Source organism: Microbacterium sp. NPDC057658 (assembly GCF_042799975.1).
In the GTDB taxonomy this organism is placed as follows: domain Bacteria; phylum Actinomycetota; class Actinomycetes; order Actinomycetales; family Microbacteriaceae; genus Microbacterium.
In genome coordinates this window covers 1,539,743-1,562,578 of record NZ_JBHVHT010000001.1, presented here as the reverse complement: position 1 = coordinate 1,562,578, position 22,836 = coordinate 1,539,743, and the positions used below count along the sequence as shown (strand labels likewise).

Below are 22,836 nucleotides of genomic sequence, written 5' to 3'. Positions count from 1 at the left end.
GGATGCTCGGAGCCCGGGTTCAGCCTGCGGGGACGGCGGTGTCGCTCAGTCCCGCGGAGACGAGGGTGCGCAGCAGCTGCGGCATCCAGTCGGCGGGCTTCTCCTCGAGGGTGTCGCTCACCGGCTCCTGCTCGCGCGGGAGGGTGGAGGGATCGAGGTCGTTGTCGATGAGGTACACGACCTCGCCCGGCTTGACGTAGTACAGGCGCTCACGGGCCTGGGTCGTGATGTACGCGGGGTCGTCCCAGCGCTCGCGCTCCGCGGTCAGCGCGGCGATCTCGTCCTCGCTCACCTGCACGGACTGCTCCAGCGCCGCGATCTTCTGGCGCTGGTCGATGAAGGTGCCCAGCGTGGGCACGAGCACCCAGGCTCCCAGCACCACGAGGGAGAGCATGATCACGGAGAAGGCCGAGAGCCGCATGCCCGAGGCCCACTCGCGCACGTCCACGCGGGGTGCGGCGGGGGCGCCGCTCCGCGGCTGTCGCGACGAGGACGTCGAGCGAGGCGTCGCCGCCCCGATCGACGGCGAAGGAGGAGCCGGTCGTCGTGCCACGGCTCCTCCTTCGTGTCAGCCGCCATCCGGGCGGCGCGGTCGTGCCGCGGATGCGGCGTGGTCGCTGTCGCGGGCGCTCAGCCCTGGTAGCGCGGGAAGGCGGAACGGCCGGCGAAGACCGCCGCGTCGCCCAGCTCCTCCTCGATGCGCAGCAGCTGGTTGTACTTCGCGACGCGCTCGCTGCGCGCCGGGGCACCCGCCTTGATCTGGCCGGCGTTCGTGGCGACCACGAGGTCGGCGATCGTCGTGTCCTCGGTCTCACCCGAACGGTGCGAGAGCATCGCCGTGTAGCCCGAGCGCTGCGCGAGGCTTACGGCGTCGAACGTCTCGGTGAGCGTGCCGATCTGGTTGACCTTCACGAGCAGCGAGTTGGCGACGCCGCGCGTGATGCCGTCGGCGAGACGCTGCGGGTTGGTGACGAACAGGTCGTCGCCGACCAGCTGCACCTTCGAGCCCAGGGCCTCGGTGAGGTGCTTCCAGTTGTCCCAGTCGTCCTCGGCGAGCGCGTCCTCGATCGTGACGATCGGGAAGTCGTTGACGAGCCCGACGTAGTACTCGGTGAGTGCGGCGGCGTCCCAGTCCTTGTTGTCGAGACGGTAGACGCCGTCCTTGAAGAACTCGGTCGCGGCGACGTCGAGGCCGAGGGCGATGTCGGTGCCGGGCGTGAAGCCGGCCTTCTCGATCGCCTTGACGAGGAAGTCGAGGCCCTCGCGGTTGCTGGGCAGGTCGGGGGCGAAGCCGCCCTCGTCGCCGAGACCCGTCGCGTAGCCGGCGGCCTTCAGCTCCGCGCGCAGCACGTGGTAGGTCTCCACGCCCCAGCGCAGCGCCTCGGAGTAAGTCTCCGCGCCGATCGGGGCGAGGAAGAACTCCTGCATGTCGATGCCGTTGTCAGCGTGCTCTCCGCCGTTGATGACGTTGAACAGCGGCACGGGCAGCACGTGCGCGTTCGGACCGCCGAGGTAGCGGAACAGCGGCAGGTCGGCGGAGTCCGCGGCGGCCTTCGCGACCGCGAGGCTCACGCCGAGGATGGCGTTGGCGCCGACGCGCTTCTTGTTGTCCGTGCCGTCGACCTCGATGAGGATCTCGTCGACGATGCGCTGCTCGCTCGCCTCCACGCCCTCGATGGCCGGGCCGAGCTCGTCGATGACCGCCTCGACGGCCTTGAGCACGCCCTTGCCGCCGTAGCGGCTCTTGTCGCCGTCCCGCAGCTCGTACGCTTCGAAGGCGCCGGTCGAGGCACCGGAGGGGACGGCGGCGCGCTGCACGATGCCGTCGTCGAGGAGCACCTCCACCTCGACGGTCGGGTTTCCGCGCGAGTCGAGAATCTCGCGTGCGCCTACAGCCTCGATCAGTGCCACTGATGTGCTCCTTGCTCAGGATGGAAGGGTGTGTGGAGCGTCGTCGATCCGCGCCCAGTCTATCCCCGGCGTCGGACCGCACCCGGAGACGAGCCGGGGGGATCCGCCCGCGTCAGACGACGAGGGCGAGCGCGATGCCGTCCCATCCCTTGATCCCGACCGTCTGCAGCGCCGTGGCGTCGAAGCGCGGGTCCTCCCCGAGCATCCGCAGCCCCGCGCGCGTGCCGTTCACCTTGGGGTCCGTCGAGTCGTCGCGGACGATCTCGCCGTCGCGGCCGATGTTGTCGAGCACGACAACGGTGCCCGGGTGACCGAGCTTCGCGGCCCAGTCCAGGTACACGGTGTTGGACTCCTTGTCGGCGTCGATGAAGACGAGGTCGAAGGCGCCGGCGAGGGTCGGCAGCACGTCGGCTCCCCGACCGATCCGGATGTCGACGCGGTCCCCCACTCCGGCCGCGTCGATGCTCGCCCGGGCGACGGCGGCGTTGTCCGCCTCCGCCTCGATCGTCACGACCTGTCCCGCCGGTCCGACCGCGCGGGCCATCCAGATCGTCGAGTAGCCGCCGAGGGTGCCGATCTCCAGCACGCGGCGGGCACCGCTCATCCGCACGAGGAGATTCAGCAGCTTCCCCGCGACCGGCGCGACCTCGATCTCGGGCAGCCCCGCCGCCCGCTGCGCCTCCAAGGCCGACGCCAGGGCCGGATCCGGACCCACGAGCATGTCGGCGAGGAAGGTGTCGGCGCGGGCCCAGGCGGCGGGAGTGGATTCCATGTGCTCAGCCAACCCCCGGCGCCGGCCGGCCGTCAAGCGTCGGCGGGGTGCGCGGCGCGGCGAGCTCCGGCTGGCGGCGGAACTGCCCCGTGAGCATGAGGACGATGGCCACGACGGCGGCGACGATCCAGCCCGCGACGCCGAGCGGTCCGGCGAGGGCGAGGTCGGGCTGCTCGGCGGCGACGATCAGGACCAGGCCCGCGGCGGCGTTCAGGGCCCCGTGCGCGACGACCGCCGGCCACAGCGAGCCGGAGCGCAGCCGCAGCCAGCCGAACAGGACCCCCCACGCCACGCAGCCGCCGATCATGAACAGCACGCCGGTGACGTCCGTCCGGCCGAAGTTGTAGCCGAGGAGGATGACGGGGCTGTGCCACAGCCCCCAGATCGCCCCGCTGAGCAGGAGCGCCGGCCAGGTGCCGAGCGGACGCAGCGCCGGGAGCAGCCAGCCGCGCCAGCCGAGCTCCTCGCCGAAGGCGAGCACGCTGTTCACCAGCGCCCCGACCGGGATCGCGGCGAGCTGCGCGAACACGACCACTCCGACCGGCGGCACCGGTGTCCCCGGGGGAAGAGCCTGGGCGAGCTGATCCGCGAAGGTCGAGAAGGTGAGGTCGAGCCGCACCCACCCGAATGCGGCGGCGAGGAGGACGCCGAGGGCGACGAGCAGCGGCGGCACGAGCCAGGCCGCGACCAGCAGCCCGACGACGCGCTTCGCGGGCCGCAGCGGCCACATCCCGAGGAAGCGCGCCCGACTGCCCTTCTCCGGTACGCCCGTGGTGAGCATGACGACGAGCACCGCGGCCGCGGGCGTGAACATCATCACGGGGAGGAGCGCTCCCGCGAAGGGTTCGGCGAGGCCGTCGCCGAGCCAGAGGGGCAGGCAGACGAGAGCCGCGAGCCCGCAGGCCGTGAGGGTGAAGATGAGGACCGCGCGCCAGGGCACGCGGGTCGGCGTCAGAGCGCTCATCATGCCGTCCTCTCCGTTCCTCCGGAGGGCGCAGGCCCCGCGGATCGGTCCACGTACGCCTGCAGGAGCGCCGCCGCCTCCTCCGCCCCGTCGATCGTGATGACGAACGGTCCGTGGTCGCGGCGATGCACCTCGATCGCCGGCCCCTGGCGCATCACGATCCCGCTGCGGCCGTCGGGAGCGAGACGCCACCCCCAGCCGCCGAACTCGCCGAAGGGCGAGATGCGCACGGCCCTGGCCGACGCGATCTCCGCCACCGGGATGGTCTTCCGAGGCCACCCGATCACGGCACGGGCGTCGATGCCGTCCGGCGTGACGCGCACCCGGAACGAGGCGGTCGCCGCCAGCGCGAACCCGACGACGAGGGCGACCAGACCCGAGACCCAGGCCAGCGGGGTGCCCGTGATGAGCATCGCCACGGCGAGCGCCACGAGCCCGAGCAGCACGAGCAGGAGGAAGACGAGGGCACCGGTGGGCATGGTCGTGGTGCCCACCCAGACGACCCGCTCGCCGTCGCCGACCCGCTCGCCGTCGCCGACCCGCACGTCGTGGCGGGGCTCGAGAGCGGCGCCGGGCACCGACTGCACGCGCGGCTGCACGAACCACGCCATCGCGCCCACGCCGAGGAGAGCCGCCCAGGCCAGTGCCATCACTCCCGCGATGCCCGGGACCTCACCGGAGGGCGGGAGGTCGCGCTGGATCGCGAGGGAGCCCAGGCAGATCACGCCCGCGAACGCCGACATGCCGGCCGCGGTCGCTCCGAGCAGACGGGCGGTCGCGCCCCAGTGCGCCCCGACGGCGACCAGTGTCGTGACGGTCAGGAGCACCGGGAGGCCGAGACCGACGCCGAGGAGCACCCAGAGGTAGGTGGCGGCCGGGCCGAAACCGTCCGCCCCGTCGACGCCCCAGTGGATCGCGACGTCGGTGGGGAACGACGGCAGCCAGGCCGTGAGCACGAGAGCGGAGATCGCGACGATGAGCACCGGGAGGACGAGCGCCACGAGGACGAAGGCCCGTCGTGCGCGGCGCAGGGTGGCCGGAGGGGTGCGGGTGGGGTCAGGCGTCGTCATGGGAGGCCTCCTGGGGGGTCGCGGCGGGGGTGGGAGGTTCGGCTTCTGCGCGGTGCGTGCGGACGATGCCGGCGAGGGTCTCGGCGGAGACACCCAGGGCCGCCGCCCGCCGGATCAGCCCATCGATCTCGTGAGAGAGTGCGGCGAGCGGCGCGGCGGAGGCGGCGATCACGGCGCCCCTCCCCCGCCGGAGGTCGACCAGGCCCTCGTCGCGGAGGCGCTGGTAGGCGTGCAGGACGGTGTGCTGATTGATGTCGAGGGCGGCGGCCACGTCGCGGGCGGCCGGCAGACGATCGCCGGGCGCGAGAGCACCGGAGAGGATGTCGGCACGCACCGAGGCGGCCACCTGGTCGTAGAGCGCGAGCGGGCTGTCGACATCGACGCGGATGAGCATGGCACCTCCCTTCCCTAGTTATTCTAGGTGAACTAGAACAACTGTGCCAACCCTCCAGACGTCTTCGCGGGGACTCGGCGCATCCTCCACACTGACCTCATGCGCATCACGCCCCGCCGCCTCGCCCTCGGCATGAGCCTCTGGATCCCCAACCTGTGCAGCGGCATCCGCGTCCGCCGGTTCAGCGACGACTGGACCCACGCGACCGTGGAGCTGCACGTGAACCTCCTCACCCGCAACTACGTCAAGACGGCGTTCGGGGGGTCGATGTCGGCGATGACCGACCCGTACTTCTTCATGCTCGTCATGCACCAGCTCGGCCGGGACTACGTCGTGTGGGACACCCGTGGAGAGATCGAGTTCCTCAAGCCGGGGCGTGGCGTGCTGACCGCGGAGTTCGAGGTGACGCAGGAGAAGGCGGAGGAGCTCCGGCAGCGCGCCCACGGCGGCGCGAAGGTGCTCGAGTGGTTCGAGACCGTCATCACGGATCGTGACGGGGACGTCGTGGCGACCGTGCGCCGCGAGGTCTACATCCGCGAGAAGAAGCGCGTCACCGCGTCCCGCGGCTGACGCGTCACCGGCCGTTCACCCCGGCGTGCGACGATGACCGGATGCCCCTCGCCCGCCGCCTGACGCTGCCGGACGCCGTCGCGATCGGCCTCGGAGCGATGATCGGTGCCGGCGTGTTCGCGGTCTGGGGCCCGGCCGTCGACGTCGCCGGGAACGCGACGCTCGTCGCGCTCGGAATCGCCGCCGCGGTCGCCTACGCCAACGCCACCGCGTCCGCGCAGCTCGCGGCCGTCCACCCCGTCGCCGGTGGCACGTACGCGTATGCGCGAGCGGAGATCGGACCGTGGTGGGGCTTCGTCGCCGGCTGGAGCTTCGTGATCGGCAAGATTGCGAGCTGCGCCGCCATGGCCATGACCTTCGCCGCCTACGCCGCTCCCGCGGGGTGGCAGACCCCGGTCGCCGTGATCGCCGTCGTCGCCCTCGCGGTCGTGAACTGCCTGGGCGTGACGCGGACGGCGCTCGCGACCCGCATCCTCGTGGCCTGCTCGCTGCTCGGGCTCTCGGTCGTGGTGGCGGTCGGCCTCGGTGCCGCGCCGACCGCCTCCCCCGCGCCGCTCCCCGACACGAGCGTGTACGGCGTGCTCCAGGGCGCCGGACTGCTGTTCTTCGCCTTCGCCGGTTACGCCCGGATCGCCACCATGGGCGAGGAGGTCGTCGACCCCGCGCGCACGATCCCCCGCGCGATCGTGCTCGCTCTCGGCGGCGCCGTCGTCGTCTACGCGCTCGTCGGCGTCGTGGTGCTCCTCGTCCTCGGTGGCGACGCGCGGGGAGCCGACGCGCCCCTGGCCGACGTCCTCACTGCCGCCGGCTGGTCGGCGTTCGCCCCCGTGGTGCGGATCGCCGCGGCCGCCGCGTCCCTCGGCGCTCTGCTGGCCCTGCTCACCGGCATCGGGCGCACGACCCTCGCCATGGCGCGAGAAGGCGATCTCCCGCGGTTCCTCGCCCGCATCGACGAGCGCCATCAGGTGCCGCGCCGCGCCGAGATCATCCTCGCGGTCATCGTGATCGCACTCGTGCTCGTCGGGGATCTCCGCGAGGTGATCGGGTTCTCCTCCTTCGGCGTGCTGCTGTACTACCTCATCGCGAACGCCGCCGCGTTCCGCCAGCACGGCGCGGCCCGACGATACCCCCGGGCACTGCAGGTGGGCGGCGCCCTCGGCTGCCTCGTGCTCGTGAGCACGCTTCCCGCCCTCGCCTCGCTCGTCGGCATGGGCGTCGTGCTGCTCGGGGTCGCCGGACGGGCGCTGCGGGTACGGCGGCAGCAGCAGCGACGCGGCTGATCGCCTCAGCCGGAGAGCCTGGCGCGATAGTCGCGCGGCGGCAGGCCGAGGACGGCCGCGAAGTCGCGCGTGAGATGGGCGTGGTCGGCGTATCCCAGCGCGGCGGCGAGCGCCGTGAGATCCGTCTCCGGCTCCTCGCGGAGACGCTGCGCCGCCTCCTGCAACCGGCGACGGCGGATGATCGCGCCCGGCGACAGTCCCACGGTGCGATGTGTGAGGCGCTGCAGCGTGCGCACCGAGAGCGCGAGTCGGGTCGCCGCCTCCTCCGGCGTCAGCGCCGCCCCCTCCCCCAGCAGCACGTCGAGCATCGCGTTGGCCTGCCGCCCCGCCGCGCCGACCGGGCCGACGCGCTGTGACAGCCACGCGGCGAAGACCGCGACGGCGCGCTCCCGGCGTTCGGGCGCGGTCCGCATCGCCGTCGTCACCGCCGCGTGCAGCTCGGGGGCGTCGAAGGAGTGCTCCGCGTCGATCAGGGCCGGAGGGTCGTCGGTGAGGGCAGGGACCGCGGCGGGGCGGAGTAGAGCGCCGACAGCCCACCCCGACCCCCGCAGCTCCCTGGTCGACGCGCGGGTCGTGGCGCCCGAGATCGACACGCCCTCCGGGGCGACGACGAGGTTGACGGCCGGATACGAGACGATCTCCTGCCGCGACACCTCGCCGTCCGGGAGGCTCCACTCCGGGATCCAGAACCAGGAGACGAGCGCGGCGGCCTCAGCGGGCGGGGGTACCCGATGGAACGAGGGCAGCCGTGCGGGATAGAGCACTCCGCGCGTCCGGTCCACCATGGGCCCAGCGTAGAACGCGCCACCGACGCGGCGTCGGCGACGTGTCGCGGATCTTCAAGCGGCGGGCGCCCTCCCGCGTCTAGCGTGGCCGCATGACCGAACAGACACCTCCGGCCGGTGTGACCGGCGCACACACCACCGACGGCCGCCCGCACAGCGCGACCTCGCTCACCCCCTTCCTCGCGATCCCCGACGCCGCCCGCGCCGTCGAGTTCTACCGGGACGTCTTCGGCGCCCGCGTGGTCGACGTGACGGAGTTCGGCGGTGTCGTCGCGCACGCCGACCTCGAATTCGGGCTCGGACGACTCCAGCTCGGTGAGCCCAGCCCCGAGTACCACCTCGTGCCCGCGCCCGCCGGCGACGACGACTGCTACTCGATGGGCCTCTACGTCCCGGATGTGGACGCCGTGGTCGCGCGCGCTGTCGCGGCGGGGGCGACCGTCCGCGAGGCGCCGTCCCTGTTCGTCTCCGGCGACCGCTACGCCAGCATCCGCGACCCGTTCGGCGTCCGCTGGTCGATCATGACCCGCGTGGAGGACCTCTCCGACGAGGAGAGCGCACGACGGGTCGCGGAGTGGGCGGCCTCGTTCAGCGCCGCGCCGGAGAGTGCTGGGAGCTGAGCGCGACCAGGGAGGCCCGCTCGACGGCCGGCAGCAGCGCCTCCGCGGTGCGGCGGTAGCCGAGGGCGCTCGGGTGGAAGCGGTCGAGGCTGAACATCTCCTCCGGCTCGTCGAAGAACATCGGGCCGACAGCCCGCCGCAGGTCCACCGTCTCCGCTCCTTCCCGGTGCGCAGCCTCCGCCTGCGCCTCCGCCAGCCGTCGGGACAGACCGGAGGCGATGCGGCGCAGCGGCTGCGGCACCGCGCGCAGGGCGCCGAGGTCGGGGCAGGTGCCGACGACGACGCGGGCACCGCGAGCCTGCAGGCGACTGATGGCCGCGCGCAGGTGGCCGGCCGACTCCGCTGCCGGGAGGCGGTGGGTGACATCGTTGCCGCCGACCACGATCACGGCGACGTCGGGGCGGTAGTCCGCGGGGAGACGGGAGAGCTGCCCGGCGAGATCCCGCGACTCCGCGCCCACGACCGCGGCGGTGCGCAGCCGTACCGGACGCCCGAGCCGGCGTGCCGTCGCCTTCGCGAGCCGCGCCCCGAGGGTCTCCTTCCGCCGTGCCGCTCCCAGGCCGGCAGCGAGGGAGTCGCCCAGCAGCAGGAGGTCGAGCGGCTCGCCCTCGAGCCCCGGGCGCCAGACACGGTCGGCGTCGAGCGACTGCTCCCCCAGCGGCTTCCCGATGCGCCGGCGCGCGAGGGCGGCCTGCCGGTCGAGGACCGCGCGGGCGCCCACGACGAGCGCGGCGGCGAGCGCGACCAGGGTCAGCAGAGGCAGACGGCGCACGGCGCGATTCCAGCCGACTGCCGTGAACGTCCGGTGAACGCCTCGTCCCGACGGGGGCGACTCAGGCCAGCGTCTTGACCTCGAGCTCGTCGTCGCCGGGGCGCACGCTCGCGAAGTGGGTGTAGCCGTCCGCGGCGGAGCGCTCCAGCAGCGCCTTGAGGTTCTTCGTGCGCTGTTCGAGGCGGACCCGCGCGCCCTTCGCGACGAGGGCCGTCTTGTGCGCCACGAGCTCCGCCACGGGGACGGCCGCGTCGTGGACGAGCACGATCGCCTGCGCCGCGGTGGCCGGGTCCGTCGAGACGAGGTCGACCAGGCGCTCGAACCCGAGGGAGAAGCCCACCGCCGGCACGTCCTGCTGGAGGAACCGGCCGATCATGCCGTCGTACCGTCCTCCACCGCCGAGCGAGTACGTGACGGACGGGTGCGCGAGCTCGAAGATCGTCCCCGTGTAGTACCCCATGCCGCGCACGAGGAACGGGTCGAATACGAGCGGGATGTCGTCCTGCCCGCGGCCCGCCGCCACGGCCTCGCCGATGCCGACGAGGTGGGCGACGAGCTCGTCGGGCGCGCCGTCCGGGAGCGCCTTGCGGATCTGGCGGTCGCCGAACGGGTGGTGCTCGAGCGTCTGCGGGCGACCGAGGAAGGCCTGGAACGCGTCGACCGCGGTCGTCGTGGCCCCACGCTCGCGGAGCTCGGCGGCCACACCCTCGGGCCCGATCTTGTCGAGCTTGTCGATCGTGATCAGCACCTGCGGGCGCTCGTCCTCGGTGAACCCGAAGTGCTCCAGCATCCACTCCAGCACGCGGCGGTCGTTGATCCGCACGCTCGCGCCCTCCAGCCCCAGGGCGTCGACGGCGTCGAGCGAGGCGGCCAGCAGCTCGGCCTCGGCGCGCGCGGACGCATCGCCGATGATGTCGATGTCGCACTGGACGAACTGGCGGTAGCGCCCCTTCTGCGGACGCTCGGCCCGCCAGACGGGACCGATCTGGATGGACCGGAAGACGCCGGGAAGCTGTCCCCGGTTGCTCGCGTAGAAGCGGGCGAGCGGCACCGTCAGGTCGTAGCGCAGGCCGAGGTCGGAGAGCTCCGCGGGATCGTCGGCGGCGGCGCGGATGGCCTCCGCATCCAGGCCGCGACGCAGGATGTTGAACGACAGCTTCTCGTTGTCGCCGCCGATGCCGGCGTGCAGCCGGTCGTACTCCTCGACCACGGGGGTCTCGATCTCGTCGAATCCGTGCGCGCGATAGCGGTCGCGGATGACGGAGAGCACCCGCTCACGGCGGGCCTTGTCGGCGGGGAGGAAGTCGCGCATGCCGCGCGGCGCGTTCACGGTAGCCACCCGTCCATCTTCCCAGGTCGGCGGCGGTGTCCGTGTCGGGTCAACCGGCCTCGGCGGCGCGGACCTCGTCCTCCAGGCGCGTCAACCGTTCCCGGAGGGCGCGCTCCGCGTCCCAGCCCTCGGCCCGAGCGGTGTCCACGAGGGCGAGGAGCGCATCGCCGAGCTCCTCCTCCGACGACGGGCGCAGGGCGGACGGCGGCGCGGGCACCACGCCGGCACCGGCGGCACGACCCGACATCTTCTGCGCACGCGCGAGGGCGGGCATCGCGCGCGGGATCCCGTCGAGCACGCTGCGGCGGGTGCGCTTCTCCGCCGCCTTCGCCGCGTTCCAGTGCACGAGCACCTCCTCCGGCGTCTCCGCGACCTCGTCGCCGAACACGTGCGGATGCCGCCGCACCATCTTCTCGGTGAGCGTGCGGGCGACCTCGTCGATGCCGAACGGGTCGTCCGGATCCTGTGCCGCGATCGCGGCATGGAACAGCACCTGCCACAACAGATCGCCCAGCTCCTCGCGGAGGTCGGCGCGCGAGCCGTCCTCGACCGCGTCGATCACCTCGTGCGACTCCTCGATGAGGTACGGCACGAGGTCGCGGTGCGTGATGCGCTGCGACCACACACACCGCTCCCGCACCGCACGCATGGTCTCGGCGGCCGCGCGCAGCGGATCGTCGATGTCCTCGGGGCCTCGCTGCTCGCTGGTCATGCTTCCTCCGGACTCCGGCTCAGGCGGGGATGGGCGCAGCGCGACGGTACCACCGGGCGCGCAGGGTGACGACGATGCCGGAGAGGATCAGCGCGAGGAGCGACCCCACGAGGACGCCGAGGATCGCCTGGTCGCGGATGACCGCGTCGCCCTCGAACGCGAGGTTCGCGAGCAGGAGCGAGACGGTGAATCCGATGCCGCCCAGGGCCCCGGCGGCGAGGATGTCCGCGAAGGGCAGAGCCGGGTCGGCCCCCTTCGGACGGATGCGCATGGCGAGCCAGCCGAACAGGGAGATGCCGATGATCTTCCCCACCGGAAGGGCCACCACGATCGCCCAGAAGGCCGGGGAGAGGGCCGTCGGCGAGACGGCGGGGATGACGACGAAGGCCGCCACGAAGGCGAAGAGCGGCAGGATCGCGCCGTTCACGGTCGGCTCCAGCGCATGCCGGGTGCGTCCGGCGGGTACCGGCGCCATGACGAGGCCGAGCATCACGCCGGCGATGGTCGCGTGGATGCCGGACGAGGCGACGAGGCCCCACGTGACGACGCCGACGACGGCCATCGCGACCGCGACGAGCGTGTGTCCGGTGGCGTGCAGCAGGCGGCTCAGCAGCCAGAACGCCGCCACCCCGACGACCGCGAGCCCGAACAGGAGCCATTGCACGTCGTGCGCGAAGAGCACCGCGATGAAGATGATGCCGATGATGTCGTCGAGGATCGCGAGGGCCAGCAGGAACACCCGCACCCGGGACGGGAGTCCGCGACCGAACATCGCCAGCACGCCGAGCGCGAAGGCGATGTCGGTGGCGGTCGGGATCGGCCAGCCGGACGCCGTCTCCGGCCCTCCCGCGATCAGCAGGTACACGAGGATCGGCACGAGGACGCCGCCGGTCGCCGCGATGGCCGGCTGCACGGCCTTCCGCGGGGAGTCGAGCTCGCCGTGGGTGAGCTCGTGCCGCAGCTCGATCGCCACGACGAGGAAGAAGATCGCGAGCAGTCCGTCCGACACCCAGTGCGCGATCGAGAGGTCCAGCGCCGTCCCCGGGACGGCGAGGTGCGTCTCCAACAGCCCGGCGATCGCGTCGTGCGTGGGCAGGTTCGCGAAGAGGAGTCCGAGGCCGGCGGCCACGAGCAGGAGGACGGCGGGGAACTGCTGCCCGCGGAGGGGGTTCGCTGTGATGCGCATCCCGTCCATCGTAGGCCGCGGCGTCACACGGTCGTCATGCGTGCAGGACACCCCGATCCGCCCGGCTACTCTCGGAGGGTGACCCCCGATTCCCCCGCTTTCTCCGAGCCGACGCCCACCGAGGCCATCCGCGTGATCGGTCGTTTCGAAGCCGGTCGCGGCATCCCCGATGCCATGCGCTCCGACGTGCGGATGCTGGGCCAGCTCCTCGGCCAGGTGCTCCGCGAGGCCGGCGGCGACGACCTGTTCGAGGACGTCGAGCGCCTGCGCCTCGCGACGATCCAGGCCTACGAGGACCACAGCTCCGACGCGTTCGACCGCGCCGCGGCGATCGCCGACTCCTTCACGATCGCCCGTGCCGACGAGGTCGCCCGCGCGTTCACCTGCTACTTCCACCTCGTGAACCTGGCCGAGGAGCACCAGCGCGTGCGCGTGCTCCGGGAGCGGGCGGGGCAGACCCCTTCGACAAGCTCAGGGACCCAGGTGGGCTCGGGCCCTTCGACGGGCTCAGGGGCCCAGGCGACGGACACGGTCGCGGGGGCGTACGCCCGGCTGCGCGAGGAGGTCGGCGACGACGAGGCCCGCCGTCGTCTGGACGGCCTGCGCTTCCACCCCGTCTTCACGGCCCACCCGACCGAGGCCCGGCGCCGCGCGGTCTCGTCGAGCATCCGCCGCCTCTCGGAGCTGCTCACCCAGCACGACGTGGCAAGCGCAGGCGGCTCCGAGGAGCACCGCGCGCGCCGCCGGATGCTCGAGGAGATCGACACCCTGTGGCGCACGGCGCCGCTGCGCGCGCAGAAGCCCTCCCCGACCGACGAGGTCCGCACCGTCATGGGCGTCTTCGACGAGACGCTGTTCACCACGGTCCCCCACGTCTACCGCCGGATCGACGACGCCCTCCGCGGCGAGGAGTCCGGCGCCACCGCCCCGGTCGTCCCGGCGTTCGTGCGGATCGGTTCCTGGGTCGGCGGCGACCGCGACGGCAACCCGTTCGTCACCGCCGCGGTCACCCGCGAGGCGTCGCAGATCGCCTCCGACCACGTGCTCCGCGGCCTGGAGCGGGCGCTCGACCGGATCGGCCGCACCCTCACGCTCGCCGCGGACGACACCCCGCCCAGCGCCGAGGTCACGGCACTCTGGGAGCGTTTCGCGGCCGCGGAGCCGACGGTCGCCGACGAGCTCGCGGCCCGTTCCCCTGACGAGCCGCACCGCCGGGTCGTCCTCGTCATGGCCCGCCGCGTGGCGGCCACGCGCCGCGGAGACGAGGAGGGCTACACGGGTCCGGAGGAGCTGCTCGCGGAGCTGCGCACCGTGCAGTCCTCCCTCGTCGCCGCCGGAGCCCGCCGTCACGCGTTCGGCGGCGTGCAGCACCTGATCTGGCAGGTCGAGACCTACGGCTTCCACCTCACGGAGCTGGAGGTGCGCCAGCACTCCCAGGTGCACGCCAAGGCCCTGGCCGAACTCGAGGCCGGCGGTCCGATCAGCACGCAGACCGAGGAGGTGCTGGAGGTGTTCCGCGCGATCGCGGACATCCAGCGCGACCGCGGGCTGCGCGCCGCGGGTCGCTACGTCGTCTCCTTCACGCAGGCGGCCTCCGACCTCGCGAACGTGTACGAGCTGGCCCGTCATGCGCTCGGCGACGACGCCCCGGTGCTCGACGTCGTGCCGCTGTTCGAGACCTTCGCCGACCTCCAGGCCGCCCCGGGGATCCTCGCCGAGGCCGTCACCTTCCCGGAGTTCCGCGAGCGGATGGCCGCGACCGGCAACCGGCTGGAGGTCATGCTCGGCTACTCCGACTCCTCCAAGGACGTCGGGCCCGTGGCCGCGAACCTCGCGCTGTACACGGCGCAGGAGAAGATCGCCCGCTGGGCACAGGAATCGGGCATCGAGCTCACCCTCTTCCACGGCCGCGGCGGTGCGCTCGGCCGTGGCGGCGGCCCCGCCAACTCCGCGATCCTCGCGCAGCCCCCGCACTCCGTCGACGGTCGGTTCAAGCTCACCGAGCAGGGCGAGGTCATCTTCGCCCGCTACGGCGAGCCCGCGATCGCGATGCGGCACATCGACCAGGTCGCCGCCGCGACGCTGCTCGCTTCCTCCCCCACGGTCGAGGAGCGCACGAGCCGCGCGGCCGCCCGCTACGCCGAGGTCGCCGCGACGATGGACGCCGCCTCCCGCGAGCGGTTCTTCGCGCTCGTCAAGGCCGAGGGCTTCGCCCCGTGGTTCGCGACCGTGACCCCGATGGAGGAGATCGGCCTGCTCGCGCTCGGCTCGCGGCCCGCCCGTCGTGGCCTCTCGGTGGAGTCGCTGGAAGACCTCCGGGCCATCCCCTGGGTGTTCGCGTGGACGCAGGCCCGGATCAACCTCGCCGGCTGGTTCGGACTCGGCACCGCGCTCGAGGCCGTCGGCGACGAGGAACTGCTCACGGAGGCCTATCGCGAGTGGCCGCTGCTGCGCACGATGGTCGACAACGTCGCGATGAGCCTCGCCAAGACCGACGAGCGCATCGCCCGGCAGTACCTCGCCCTCGGCGACCGCGACGACCTCGCCGCCCTGGTGCTCGACGAGCTCGCGCTCACCCGTCGCTGGGTCATCCGTCTCACCGGAGGCGAGGGCCTGCTGGAGAACAAGCCCGTGCTGCAGCGGGCCGTGCAGCTGCGCAGCCCGTACGTCGACGCCCTCTCCCTCCTGCAGCTGCGGGCGCTCCGCGCGCTCCGTTCGGCGCCGGAGCAGCCGGAGGGCTCCGGCGCCGAACAGCAGCGCCTGCTCCTCCTGTCCGTCAGCGGGGTCGCCGCCGGCCTGCAGAACACCGGGTGACCGGAGCCCTCCTGCCGCGTGCGCGGAGGCCCTCGTCGCCGACGCTAGAGTGAAACCTCCGCCTCACCCGGCTCTGCTTTCGCGTGCGACACGATCGCCCGCACCCCATCCCCCATCAGAAAGCCCTCCCGCGTGACCGTCACCACCCCCACCGACTTCCACCCGCTCGCCCCCTCCGTGCAGCCCGTCTTCGACACGGTGCTGGCGCGCAGCCCGCACGAGCCGGAGTTCCACCAGGCCGTCCACGAGGTGCTGCACTCCATCGCCCCGGTGCTGGAGCAGCGTCCGGAGTACGTCGACGGCGGGATCCTGGAGCGCCTGGTCGAGCCGGAGCGGCAGATCATGTTCCGGGTGCCGTGGGTCGACGATGCCGGGAAGCTGCAGGTCAACCGCGGCTACCGCATCCAGTTCTCCTCCGTGCTCGGTCCGTACAAGGGCGGCCTGCGGTTCCACCCGTCGGTCAACCTCTCGATCATCAAGTTCCTCGGCTTCGAGCAGATCTTCAAGAACGCGCTCACCGGTCAGGGCATCGGCGGCGGCAAGGGCGGCTCCGACTTCGACCCGCACGGCAAGTCCGACGCCGAGGTCATGCGGTTCTGCCAGTCGTTCATGAACGAGCTCTACCGGCACCTCGGCGAGCACACCGACGTCCCCGCGGGAGACATCGGCGTCGGCGGCCGCGAGATCGGCTACCTCTTCGGCCAGTACCGCAAGGTCACCAACCGCCACGAGTCCGGCATGTTCACGGGCAAGGGCACCGGCTGGGGCGGCGCCGAGGTGCGGACCGAGGCCACGGGCTACGGCGCGGTGTTCTTCGCGCAGGAGATGCTCGGCGTGCACGGCGACTCCCTCGAGGGCAAGCGCGTCGGCATCTCGGGCTCCGGCAACGTGGCGATCTACGCGATCCAGAAGGCCGCCCAGCTCGGCGCGACCGCGGTGACGGCGTCCGACTCCTCCGGCTACGTCGTCGACGACGCGGGCATCGACCTCGACCTGCTGCGTCAGCTCAAGGAGGTCGAGCGCGCCCGCATCGTCGAGTACGCGAACCGCCGCCCGAGCGCCCGGTTCGTGGAGAGCGGCAGCGTGTGGGAGGTGCCCGTCGACATCGCGGTGCCCTCCGCCACCCAGAACGAGGTCAGCCTCGCCGATGCGGAGGCCCTGATCGCGAACGGGGTGCGCGCCGTATCCGAGGGCGCCAACATGCCGTGTGTGCCCGAGGCCGTCGAGGCCTTCCAGAAGGCCGGCGTGCTGTTCGCCCCTGGCAAGGCCGCGAACGCCGGCGGTGTCGCGACCTCGGCCCTGGAGATGAGCCAGAACGCCTCGCGACAGCGCTGGAGCTTCGGCGACAGCGAGAACAAGCTCCGCGAGATCATGGGCGACATCCACCGCGCCGCCTTCGAGGCCGCGGAGCGCCACGGCGTCCCCGGCGACTACGTGGCGGGTGCCAACATCGCCGGCTTCGAGCGCGTCGCCGCGGCGATGCTCGCCCAGGGCGTCATCTGACCCGTTCGAATCGCCTGAATGGTCCCAAATCCGGCCGAGATGCGACCATTCGGGCGATTCGAAGGGTGTGGGGTCAGACCTGACGGTCGTCGGCGTGCCGCGCGAGGGAGCTGCCGTAGCGCTCCGTGAGCTGCACCATGAGGTCGGGAGTGTCCCGGTCGACGCCGAAGACGTGTCCGGGGAAGTCGAGCTCGGGCTGGGCCGCCGCGATCTCCGCGTCCCGGTCGGGTGAGAGCAGCTGCACCGGATCGCCGACCGCGACCCACCCGATCGGCACCACCGTCCCCGATGGCAGCACGGCCCGGCGATGCACGATGGCGTTGACCCGCACCTCGCACCGATCCCCGACGAGCGCGCCGTTGAAGACCCGGGCTCCGGACGCGAAGAACACCTCCTCGCCCACGGTCGCCCCGGCGATGCTGGCCAGTGTCCCGACGAGGGTGTGCGCCCCGATGTGGACGGCGTTCGCCGCGGTCGCCCGGATCAGCGCGTTCTCCATCACGATGACGTGCGCGCCGAGGGTGATCGGGCCGCCCTCCGCGGTGATGACGGCGCCGTGCAGCACCTGGCAGCCCGGTCCGAGCTCCACGTCACCGGAGATGACGGCGGTCGGAGCGACGACGGCGGTGTCGTGGATGCGGGGGCGAGCCCCGAGGTGCTCGTACAACATGCGGCCAGACTAGTCCGCGGCGTCTGCGGCGTGCACGACTTCGGAGATCATCACCACCGGATCACTCGGGCTTGGCGGGCTCGGGGAAGATGGCGGTGAACAGCTGGTCGACCCAGGCGAGCAGCTCGGCGTCGGGCAGCGGCTCCACGCCCACGCCGACCGCCGCGGGCACCGTGGGCATCGGCACGACCAGGGCCTCCCCGCCGGAGACGAGCTTCGCCTTCGGATACAGCCGCTGCAGCCGGACCTTGATGGAGTCCTCGAGGCGGGCGGGCGCGAGGCGCAGGTTCGAGCCCATGGCCACGACGTCGGTGAGCCCGGCCCTGGCCGCCCGGCGCCGCAGCCGTGCGATCGACACGAGTCCGGTGACCTCCTCCGGCGGCGTGCCGTACCGGTCGACGAGCTCCTCCACCACGAGGTCGATGGCGTCGTCCTTCGCGGTCGCGGCCGAGGCGGCGGAGAGCTTCTGGTACGCCTCGAGCCGGAGGCGTTCGCTGTCGATGTAGTCCTCGGGGATGCGGGCGTCGAGCGGCAGCTCGAGGCGGAGCTCCTGCCCGGTCTCGACCTCCTCGCCGCGGAAGGTCGCGACGGCCTCGCCGATCATGCGCAGATACAGGTCGAAGCCGACCCCCGCGATGTGTCCGGCCTGCTCCGCGCCGAGGAGGTTTCCGGCACCGCGCAGCTCGAGGTCCTTCAGGGCGACCTGCATTCCGGAGCCGAGGTCGTTGTTGACCGCGATGGTCTGCAGCCGGTCGGCCGCGGTCTCGCTCAGCGGCTTCATGTCGTCGTAAAGGAAGTACGCGTAGGCGCGCTCCCGTCCGCGACCCACGCGTCCGCGGAGCTGGTGGAGCTGGCTCAGCCCGTACTTGTCGGCGCGGTCGATGATGATCGTGTTCGCGTTGGAGATGTCGAGGCCGGTCTCGATGATCGTGGTCGAGACGAGGACGTCGAACTTGCGCTCCCAGAAGTCGTCGACGACCTGCTCCAGCGCGTGCTCCCCCATCTGCCCGTGTGCCACGGCGATCCGCGCCTCCGGGACCAGCTCGGCGAGCTCGGCCGCGACCCGCTGGATCGACTGCACGCGGTTGTGCACGAAGAAGACCTGCCCCTCGCGGAGGATCTCGCGGCGGATGGCGGCGGCGATCTGCTTGTCGCTGCGGGGTCCGACGAACGAGAGGATCGGGTGCCGGTCCTCCGGGGGTGTGGCGAGCGTCGACATCTCGCGGATGCCGGTGACCGCCATCTCCAGCGTGCGCGGGATCGGGGTGGCGCTCATCGCGAGGATGTCGACGTTGGTCTTCATCTTCTTCAGCGCGTCCTTGTGCTCGACGCCGAAGCGCTGCTCCTCGTCGATGATCATGAGGCCGAGATCCTTGAACAGCACCTGCTCGGTGAGGATGCGGTGCGTGCCGATCACCATGTCCACCGAGCCGTCGAGGAGGCCCTGCAGCGTGAGCCGCGCCTCCTTGTCGGTCTGGAACCGCGACAGCGGCCGCACCTTGACCGGGAACCCGGCGAAGCGCTCCGTGAACGTCTCGAGGTGCTGCTTGACGAGCAGGGTCGTCGGGACGAGCATCGCCACCTGCTTGCCGTCCTGGATGGCCTTGAACGCCGCACGGACGGCGACCTCGGTCTTGCCGAAGCCGACATCGCCCGAGAGCAGCCGGTCCATCGGGATGGGCCGCTCCATGTCGGCCTTGATCTCGTCGATGGTCTGCAGCTGGTCCTGGGTCTCCGCGAACGGGAACGCCTCCTCCAGCTCGCGCTGCCAGGGGGTGTCCGGGCCGAAGGCGTACCCCTTGGCGCTCATCCGGGCGGAGTAGAGCTTGACGAGCTCGACGGCGATGTCGCGGACCGCCTTGCGCGCCTTGCCCTTGGCCTGCGCCCAATCGCTGCCGCCCATCTTCGACAGCGTCGGGGCCTCGCCGCCGACGTACTTCGACAGGAGGTCGAGCTGGTCGGTGGGGACGAACAGCTTGTCGCCGGGGTAGCCGCGCTTCGACGGCGCATACTCCAGCACGAGGTAGTCGCGGACGGACTTCGCGGCGTTGCGGCCCCCGGTGGAGACCTCGCGCTGGGTCATCTCGACGAAGCGGCCGATGCCGTGCGTGGCATGCACGACGAAGTCGCCCTGCTTGAGCTGCAGCGGATCGACGACGTTCTTCCGACGGGAGGCGAGCTTCTTGACGACGCGCTGGTCGCCGCCGATGGTGCGGCCGTAGAACTCGTTGTCGGTGAGGACGGCGAGCTTCGCCTCCGGCACCTGGAAGCCGGCTTCGACGCCGCCGACGGTGAGGGTCGCGACCCCCGGGTCCGGCGCGTCCGCGATGGTCTCGACGACCCGCGCCGCGATGCCGCGGTCGGACAGCACGTCGCGGGCGCGGTCGACGAGGCCGTGTCCGGTCGCGAGCACGACCACGCGCCAGCCGTCGGCGACCTTCGCGTCGACGAAGGCGATGGCGCCGTCGACGTTGCCGTGGAAGGAGGGGATGACGGTGGCCGCCTCGACGCTCTCCGCGGTCGCATCGCCGATCCCGAATGGGCTCAGCCGCCACCACACGCCGCCGCGGTCGCGGACGACCTCGCGCAGGTCGGCGATGGTGAGGAAGTCGCCGGCGCCGAGATCGATGGGGGCGGAGGCACCGGAAGTCGCCGCGCTCCAGGCGGCGTCGAGGAACTCGCGGTTCGTCTCGCCGAGGGTGAGGGCGCGGGCGGTCGAGCGCTCCGGGTCGATCACGGCGGTCGCCGTGCCCTCGGGCAGGTACTCGACGAGCGACTTGAGGGGGCCGGCGACCGCGGGCAGCAGCGACTCCATGCCCTCGACCGGGATGCCCTCGGCCATCTTCTCGAGCATGCCGCTGATGGCCGGGAAGCCGTCGATGAGCGCCCTGGCGCGCTCCCGCACCTCGGCGGTGAGCAGGAGCTCGCGGCTGGGCGGGAGGTCGACACCGGGCACGTCGCCGGGCAGCGAGCGCTGGTCCGCCACGGAGAACGCGCGGATCTGATCGATCTCGTCGCCGAAGAACTCCACGCGGTACGGGTGCTCCGACGTGGGAGGGAAGACGTCGAGGATGCCGCCGCGGACGGCGAACTCGCCCCGTCGCGACACCATGTCGACGCGGGAGTAGGCCCGTTCGACGAGCTGCTCGGCGACGTGGTCGAGCTCGTTGCCGCGGCTGCCCACGGTCAGCTCGAGCGGCACGATGTCGCCGAGGTTCCCGGCGATGGGCTGGAGCGCGGCGCGCACCGAGGCCACGACCACGAGGGGGCGCTCCCCGGACCACTCGGCGACGCGCCGCAGGGTCTGCAGTCGCAGGCCGACCGTGTCCGGGCTGGGGCTGAGGCGCTCGTGCGGCAGCGTCTCCCAGGCGGGGAAGGTGAGCACCTCGGCGTCCGGGACGTACGTCTCCAGGGCCTGCGCGACCGATTCCGCGCGGCGCCCCGTGGGCACCACGGCCAGCAGTGCCGCCGGGTGGCCGGCCGCCGCGCGCTTGGCGAGCAGACCGGCGAGCACGGGCGCGTCAAGCCCGTCGACCAGGCCGAGGTCGGCGTCGGTGTGCGCCCAGGCGAGAGCGTCACGATACAGAGACGCCTCTTCCAAGGCGCGCAGAATCCCCGGAACAGTCACCGGACAAGCCTAATCGCGCCCACGGACACTGCGGTCGGGTTCCCTGCATCCCACCCCTTTCCGTGCCTCTCACCCCGTTACGGACGCGCGGAAGGGGCCGGGGCGAACCGAAGGGGCCGGGTCGAGCGTTTTAGGCTGGACGGATGCTTCCGGTCACCCTCACCACCGCACGACTCGTCCTCCACGCCCCGACGGAGGCGGATGTCGACGCGATCACCGAGGCGTGCCAGGACCCGGAGATCGCGCGGTGGACGACGGTGCCCTCCCCTTACTTCCGGCAGGACGCGGAGGACTTCGTCGCCCTCGTCGAGCAGTGGTGGGAGGACGGCTCGCAGACCGTCTGGGGTGTCTATGCCGACGACGTCCTCGTGGGCATGGTCGGACTCCACCACATCGGGGAGCATCCGGCTGGGGGCCATGCCGAGCTCGGCTACTGGGTCGTCGCGGACGCCCGCGGCCGCGGCTACCTCGTCGAGGCCGCGCGGGCCGTGCTCGATTGGGGCTTCGCGGAGCTCGGCCTCGCCCGCATCCGCTGGCAGGCCGTGGTCGGCAACGTCCCCTCCGCTCGCGCCGCCCGCGCCCTCGGCTTCCGCTTCGAGGGCACCATGCGCCAGGGACTCACCAGCCAGCGGGGACGGGACGACGGCTGGCTCGCCGGACTGCTGCGCGAGGACGACCGGACGCCGGTCGAGTGGTCGGTGCTCTGACCGCACGTCTACGCGTGACAGCGTCGGACCCCGGTGACAGGATGGCTGCATGCCTGAGATGCCGGAGGTCGAAGGACTCGTCGCGTTCCTCGGCGAGCGCACCACCGGACGCACGATCACCCGTGCCTCCGTGGCCGCGATCGCCGCGCTGAAGACCTACGACCCGCCGATCTCGGCGCTGGAAGGCGCGGCGATCACCGGGGCGGAGCGCCGCGGCAAGTTCGTGGTGCTGTCCTGCGGGTCCGAGCTGCACCTCGTCTTCCACCTGGCGAAGGCCGGATGGCTGCGCTGGTACGACACCCTGCCGACGACGCTCCTCAAGCCGGGCAAGTCGCCCATCGCGCTGCGGATCGCCCTCGACGACGGCAGCGGCTTCGACCTGACCGAGGCCGGGACGAAGAAGTCGCTCGCCGTGTACGTGGTCCGCGACCCCGCCGAGGTGCCCGGCATCGCTCGGCTCGGCCCCGACCCGCTCGATCCGTCCTTCACGCGCGACGCCTTCGCCGCGCTGCTGGACGACCGTCGGATGCAGATCAAGGGGCTGCTCCGCGACCAGGGCGTGATCGCGGGCATCGGCAACGCCTACTCGGACGAGATCCTGCACGCGGCCCGCATGTCGCCGTATGCGATCGCCGGCACGCTGGACGACGCCGAGATCGACCGCCTGTTCGCGGCGATGCAGGAGACCCTCGCCGAGGCCGTCGCGGCCGCCGCGGGCAAACCTCCGGCTGATCTCAAGGACGCCAAGCGCCGCGGCATGCGGGTGCACGCCCGCCGGGGCGAGGCGTGTCCGGTCTGCGGCGATGAGGTGCGCAGCGTGTTCTTCGCCGACCGCTCCCTGGAGTACTGCCCCACCTGTCAGACCGGCGGCAAGGTGCTCGCCGATCGGCGGCTCTCCCGCCTGCTCAAGTGAGGGGCGGGGAAGGGCCCCTGCCACGGAATGAAACGGGCGCGGACGCGTTGAGTACACTCAGAGCAGCAACGTGCTCCGGGGTCGGTGGGAATCCGAACCGGCGGTGACAGTCCGCGAGCGTTCCGAGTGATCGGGATGCCGATCCGGTGGAATTCCGGAACCGACGGTGATGCGAGGGACACCTCGCTAGTCCGGAAGGGAGGCAGCACGAGGCGCACGCGCGTGCGTCCGTTCC

At 72.2% G+C, this 22,836-nt stretch carries 20 protein-coding genes and 1 riboswitch; of the genes, 7 read left to right on the top strand and 13 right to left on the bottom strand.

Translation table 11 applies throughout. The annotated features are described in order from the left end of the window. Window positions 1–19: 19 nt before the first annotated feature. The 6 genes from ACFU8V_RS07385 to ACFU8V_RS07360 form a co-directional block, all read right to left on the bottom strand. Window positions 20–553 carry a septum formation initiator family protein gene (locus ACFU8V_RS07385; protein WP_172400116.1) on the bottom strand — a complete coding sequence of 178 codons (534 nt, stop codon included), beginning with the start codon at window positions 551–553 and terminating at the stop codon, window positions 20–22. Window positions 554–630: 77 nt separating this feature from the next. Then, the gene (gene eno / locus ACFU8V_RS07380) at window positions 631–1,911 is read right to left on the bottom strand and encodes a phosphopyruvate hydratase (protein WP_025103924.1); all 1,281 of its coding nucleotides are present in this window, start codon (window positions 1,909–1,911) and stop codon (window positions 631–633) included. 112 nt (window positions 1,912–2,023) lie between these two features. After that, a complete protein-coding gene (locus ACFU8V_RS07375; protein WP_025103923.1) occupies window positions 2,024–2,683 on the bottom strand; it encodes an O-methyltransferase in 660 nt (219 codons plus the stop codon). A 4-nt stretch (window positions 2,684–2,687) separates the two neighbouring features. Beyond that, the gene (locus tag ACFU8V_RS07370) at window positions 2,688–3,647 is read right to left on the bottom strand and encodes a CPBP family intramembrane glutamic endopeptidase (RefSeq protein ID WP_231729419.1); all 960 of its coding nucleotides are present in this window, start codon (window positions 3,645–3,647) and stop codon (window positions 2,688–2,690) included. After that, entirely contained in the window at window positions 3,647–4,717 is a 1,071-nt protein-coding gene (locus ACFU8V_RS07365; protein ID WP_378870127.1) for a DUF1648 domain-containing protein, read from the bottom strand. The genes ACFU8V_RS07370 and ACFU8V_RS07365 overlap by 1 nt, the downstream gene beginning before the upstream one ends. Next, entirely contained in the window at window positions 4,704–5,111 is a 408-nt protein-coding gene (locus tag ACFU8V_RS07360; protein WP_025103920.1) for a GntR family transcriptional regulator, read from the bottom strand. The genes ACFU8V_RS07365 and ACFU8V_RS07360 overlap by 14 nt, the downstream gene beginning before the upstream one ends. A 99-nt stretch (window positions 5,112–5,210) precedes the next feature. Between ACFU8V_RS07360 and ACFU8V_RS07355 the strand changes: the two genes are divergently transcribed. Both ACFU8V_RS07355 and ACFU8V_RS07350 read left to right on the top strand, forming a co-directional pair. Next, window positions 5,211–5,681: a DUF4442 domain-containing protein gene (locus ACFU8V_RS07355; protein WP_338565668.1), complete on the top strand. Its 471-nt coding sequence runs from the start codon at window positions 5,211–5,213 to the stop codon at window positions 5,679–5,681. 41 nt (window positions 5,682–5,722) lie between these two features. Further along, window positions 5,723–6,961 (top strand): APC family permease, encoded by a 1,239-nt coding sequence (locus ACFU8V_RS07350; protein ID WP_378870122.1) that lies wholly within the window; start codon window positions 5,723–5,725, stop codon window positions 6,959–6,961. 5 nt (window positions 6,962–6,966) lie between these two features. Here the strand turns inward: ACFU8V_RS07350 and ACFU8V_RS07345 are convergent, their stop codons facing one another. Beyond that, window positions 6,967–7,746, bottom strand: a complete 780-nt coding sequence (locus ACFU8V_RS07345; RefSeq protein WP_378870119.1) for a helix-turn-helix domain-containing protein — start codon at window positions 7,744–7,746, stop codon at window positions 6,967–6,969. A 92-nt stretch (window positions 7,747–7,838) separates the two neighbouring features. Here ACFU8V_RS07345 and ACFU8V_RS07340 point away from each other — a divergent pair, with 92 nt between their 5' ends. Further along, entirely contained in the window at window positions 7,839–8,366 is a 528-nt protein-coding gene (locus ACFU8V_RS07340) for a VOC family protein (RefSeq protein ID WP_378870116.1), read from the top strand. Here ACFU8V_RS07340 and ACFU8V_RS07335 read toward each other — a convergent pair. The 4 genes from ACFU8V_RS07335 to nhaA form a co-directional block, all read right to left on the bottom strand. Continuing rightward, complete coding sequence (locus ACFU8V_RS07335; RefSeq protein WP_378871825.1) at window positions 8,335–9,129, bottom strand: SGNH/GDSL hydrolase family protein; 795 nt, start codon at window positions 9,127–9,129, stop codon at window positions 8,335–8,337. The two genes, ACFU8V_RS07340 and ACFU8V_RS07335, sit on opposite strands and share 32 nt — an antisense overlap. Before the next feature lie 70 nt (window positions 9,130–9,199). Then, a complete protein-coding gene (hisS, locus tag ACFU8V_RS07330) occupies window positions 9,200–10,450 on the bottom strand; it encodes a histidine--tRNA ligase (protein WP_378871823.1) in 1,251 nt (416 codons plus the stop codon). 67 nt (window positions 10,451–10,517) lie between these two features. After that, a complete protein-coding gene (locus tag ACFU8V_RS07325) occupies window positions 10,518–11,180 on the bottom strand; it encodes a MazG family protein (RefSeq protein WP_378870113.1) in 663 nt (220 codons plus the stop codon). Between the two features lie 19 nt (window positions 11,181–11,199). Next, window positions 11,200–12,366 carry a Na+/H+ antiporter NhaA gene (nhaA, locus tag ACFU8V_RS07320; RefSeq protein ID WP_378870111.1) on the bottom strand — a complete coding sequence of 389 codons (1,167 nt, stop codon included), beginning with the start codon at window positions 12,364–12,366 and terminating at the stop codon, window positions 11,200–11,202. Window positions 12,367–12,540: 174 nt separating this feature from the next. On the opposite strand from nhaA, the gene ACFU8V_RS07315 reads away from it, so the two are divergent. Then, window positions 12,541–15,180, top strand: a complete 2,640-nt coding sequence (locus ACFU8V_RS07315; protein ID WP_378871820.1) for a phosphoenolpyruvate carboxylase — start codon at window positions 12,541–12,543, stop codon at window positions 15,178–15,180. Window positions 15,181–15,312: 132 nt separating this feature from the next. Further along, window positions 15,313–16,683 (top strand): NADP-specific glutamate dehydrogenase, encoded by a 1,371-nt coding sequence (gene gdhA, locus ACFU8V_RS07310; protein ID WP_378870108.1) that lies wholly within the window; start codon window positions 15,313–15,315, stop codon window positions 16,681–16,683. Window positions 16,684–16,756: 73 nt separating this feature from the next. Here the strand turns inward: gdhA and ACFU8V_RS07305 are convergent, their stop codons facing one another. Next, window positions 16,757–17,353 (bottom strand): gamma carbonic anhydrase family protein, encoded by a 597-nt coding sequence (locus tag ACFU8V_RS07305; protein ID WP_025103909.1) that lies wholly within the window; start codon window positions 17,351–17,353, stop codon window positions 16,757–16,759. 61 nt (window positions 17,354–17,414) lie between these two features. Next, a complete protein-coding gene (gene mfd / locus ACFU8V_RS07300) occupies window positions 17,415–20,981 on the bottom strand; it encodes a transcription-repair coupling factor (protein ID WP_164498189.1) in 3,567 nt (1,188 codons plus the stop codon). 143 nt (window positions 20,982–21,124) lie between these two features. On the opposite strand from mfd, the gene ACFU8V_RS07295 reads away from it, so the two are divergent. Continuing rightward, complete coding sequence (locus tag ACFU8V_RS07295; RefSeq protein ID WP_085606685.1) at window positions 21,125–21,688, top strand: GNAT family N-acetyltransferase; 564 nt, start codon at window positions 21,125–21,127, stop codon at window positions 21,686–21,688. A 49-nt stretch (window positions 21,689–21,737) separates the two neighbouring features. Next, window positions 21,738–22,601, top strand: coding sequence for an Fpg/Nei family DNA glycosylase (locus tag ACFU8V_RS07290; protein ID WP_071328127.1), 864 nt, complete (start codon window positions 21,738–21,740; stop codon window positions 22,599–22,601). Between the two features lie 67 nt (window positions 22,602–22,668). After that, window positions 22,669–22,813: riboswitch (FMN riboswitch) on the top strand. The last annotated feature ends 23 nt before the right edge of the window (window positions 22,814–22,836 follow it).

Excerpts from the sequence above, each read along its gene's own strand:
- nhaA (WP_378870111.1), bottom strand. The coding sequence starts at position 12,366 with ATGCGCATCACAGCGAACCCCCTCCGCGGGCAGCAGTTCCCCGCCGTC.
- ACFU8V_RS07370 (WP_231729419.1), bottom strand. The coding sequence starts at position 3,647 with ATGAGCGCTCTGACGCCGACCCGCGTGCCCTGGCGCGCGGTCCTCATC.
- ACFU8V_RS07365 (WP_378870127.1), bottom strand. The coding sequence starts at position 4,717 with ATGACGACGCCTGACCCCACCCGCACCCCTCCGGCCACCCTGCGCCGC.
- ACFU8V_RS07325 (WP_378870113.1), bottom strand. The coding sequence starts at position 11,180 with ATGACCAGCGAGCAGCGAGGCCCCGAGGACATCGACGATCCGCTGCGC.
- ACFU8V_RS07375 (WP_025103923.1), bottom strand. The coding sequence starts at position 2,683 with ATGGAATCCACTCCCGCCGCCTGGGCCCGCGCCGACACCTTCCTCGCC.
- ACFU8V_RS07350 (WP_378870122.1), top strand. The coding sequence starts at position 5,723 with ATGCCCCTCGCCCGCCGCCTGACGCTGCCGGACGCCGTCGCGATCGGC.
- hisS (WP_378871823.1), bottom strand. The coding sequence starts at position 10,450 with ATGCGCGACTTCCTCCCCGCCGACAAGGCCCGCCGTGAGCGGGTGCTC.
- ACFU8V_RS07315 (WP_378871820.1), top strand. The coding sequence starts at position 12,541 with ATGCGCTCCGACGTGCGGATGCTGGGCCAGCTCCTCGGCCAGGTGCTC.
- ACFU8V_RS07345 (WP_378870119.1), bottom strand. The coding sequence starts at position 7,746 with ATGGTGGACCGGACGCGCGGAGTGCTCTATCCCGCACGGCTGCCCTCG.
- ACFU8V_RS07355 (WP_338565668.1), top strand. The coding sequence starts at position 5,211 with ATGCGCATCACGCCCCGCCGCCTCGCCCTCGGCATGAGCCTCTGGATC.
- ACFU8V_RS07360 (WP_025103920.1), bottom strand. The coding sequence starts at position 5,111 with ATGCTCATCCGCGTCGATGTCGACAGCCCGCTCGCGCTCTACGACCAG.
- ACFU8V_RS07305 (WP_025103909.1), bottom strand. The coding sequence starts at position 17,353 with ATGTTGTACGAGCACCTCGGGGCTCGCCCCCGCATCCACGACACCGCC.
- ACFU8V_RS07290 (WP_071328127.1), top strand. The coding sequence starts at position 21,738 with ATGCCTGAGATGCCGGAGGTCGAAGGACTCGTCGCGTTCCTCGGCGAG.
- ACFU8V_RS07295 (WP_085606685.1), top strand. The coding sequence starts at position 21,125 with ATGCTTCCGGTCACCCTCACCACCGCACGACTCGTCCTCCACGCCCCG.
- ACFU8V_RS07340 (WP_378870116.1), top strand. The coding sequence starts at position 7,839 with ATGACCGAACAGACACCTCCGGCCGGTGTGACCGGCGCACACACCACC.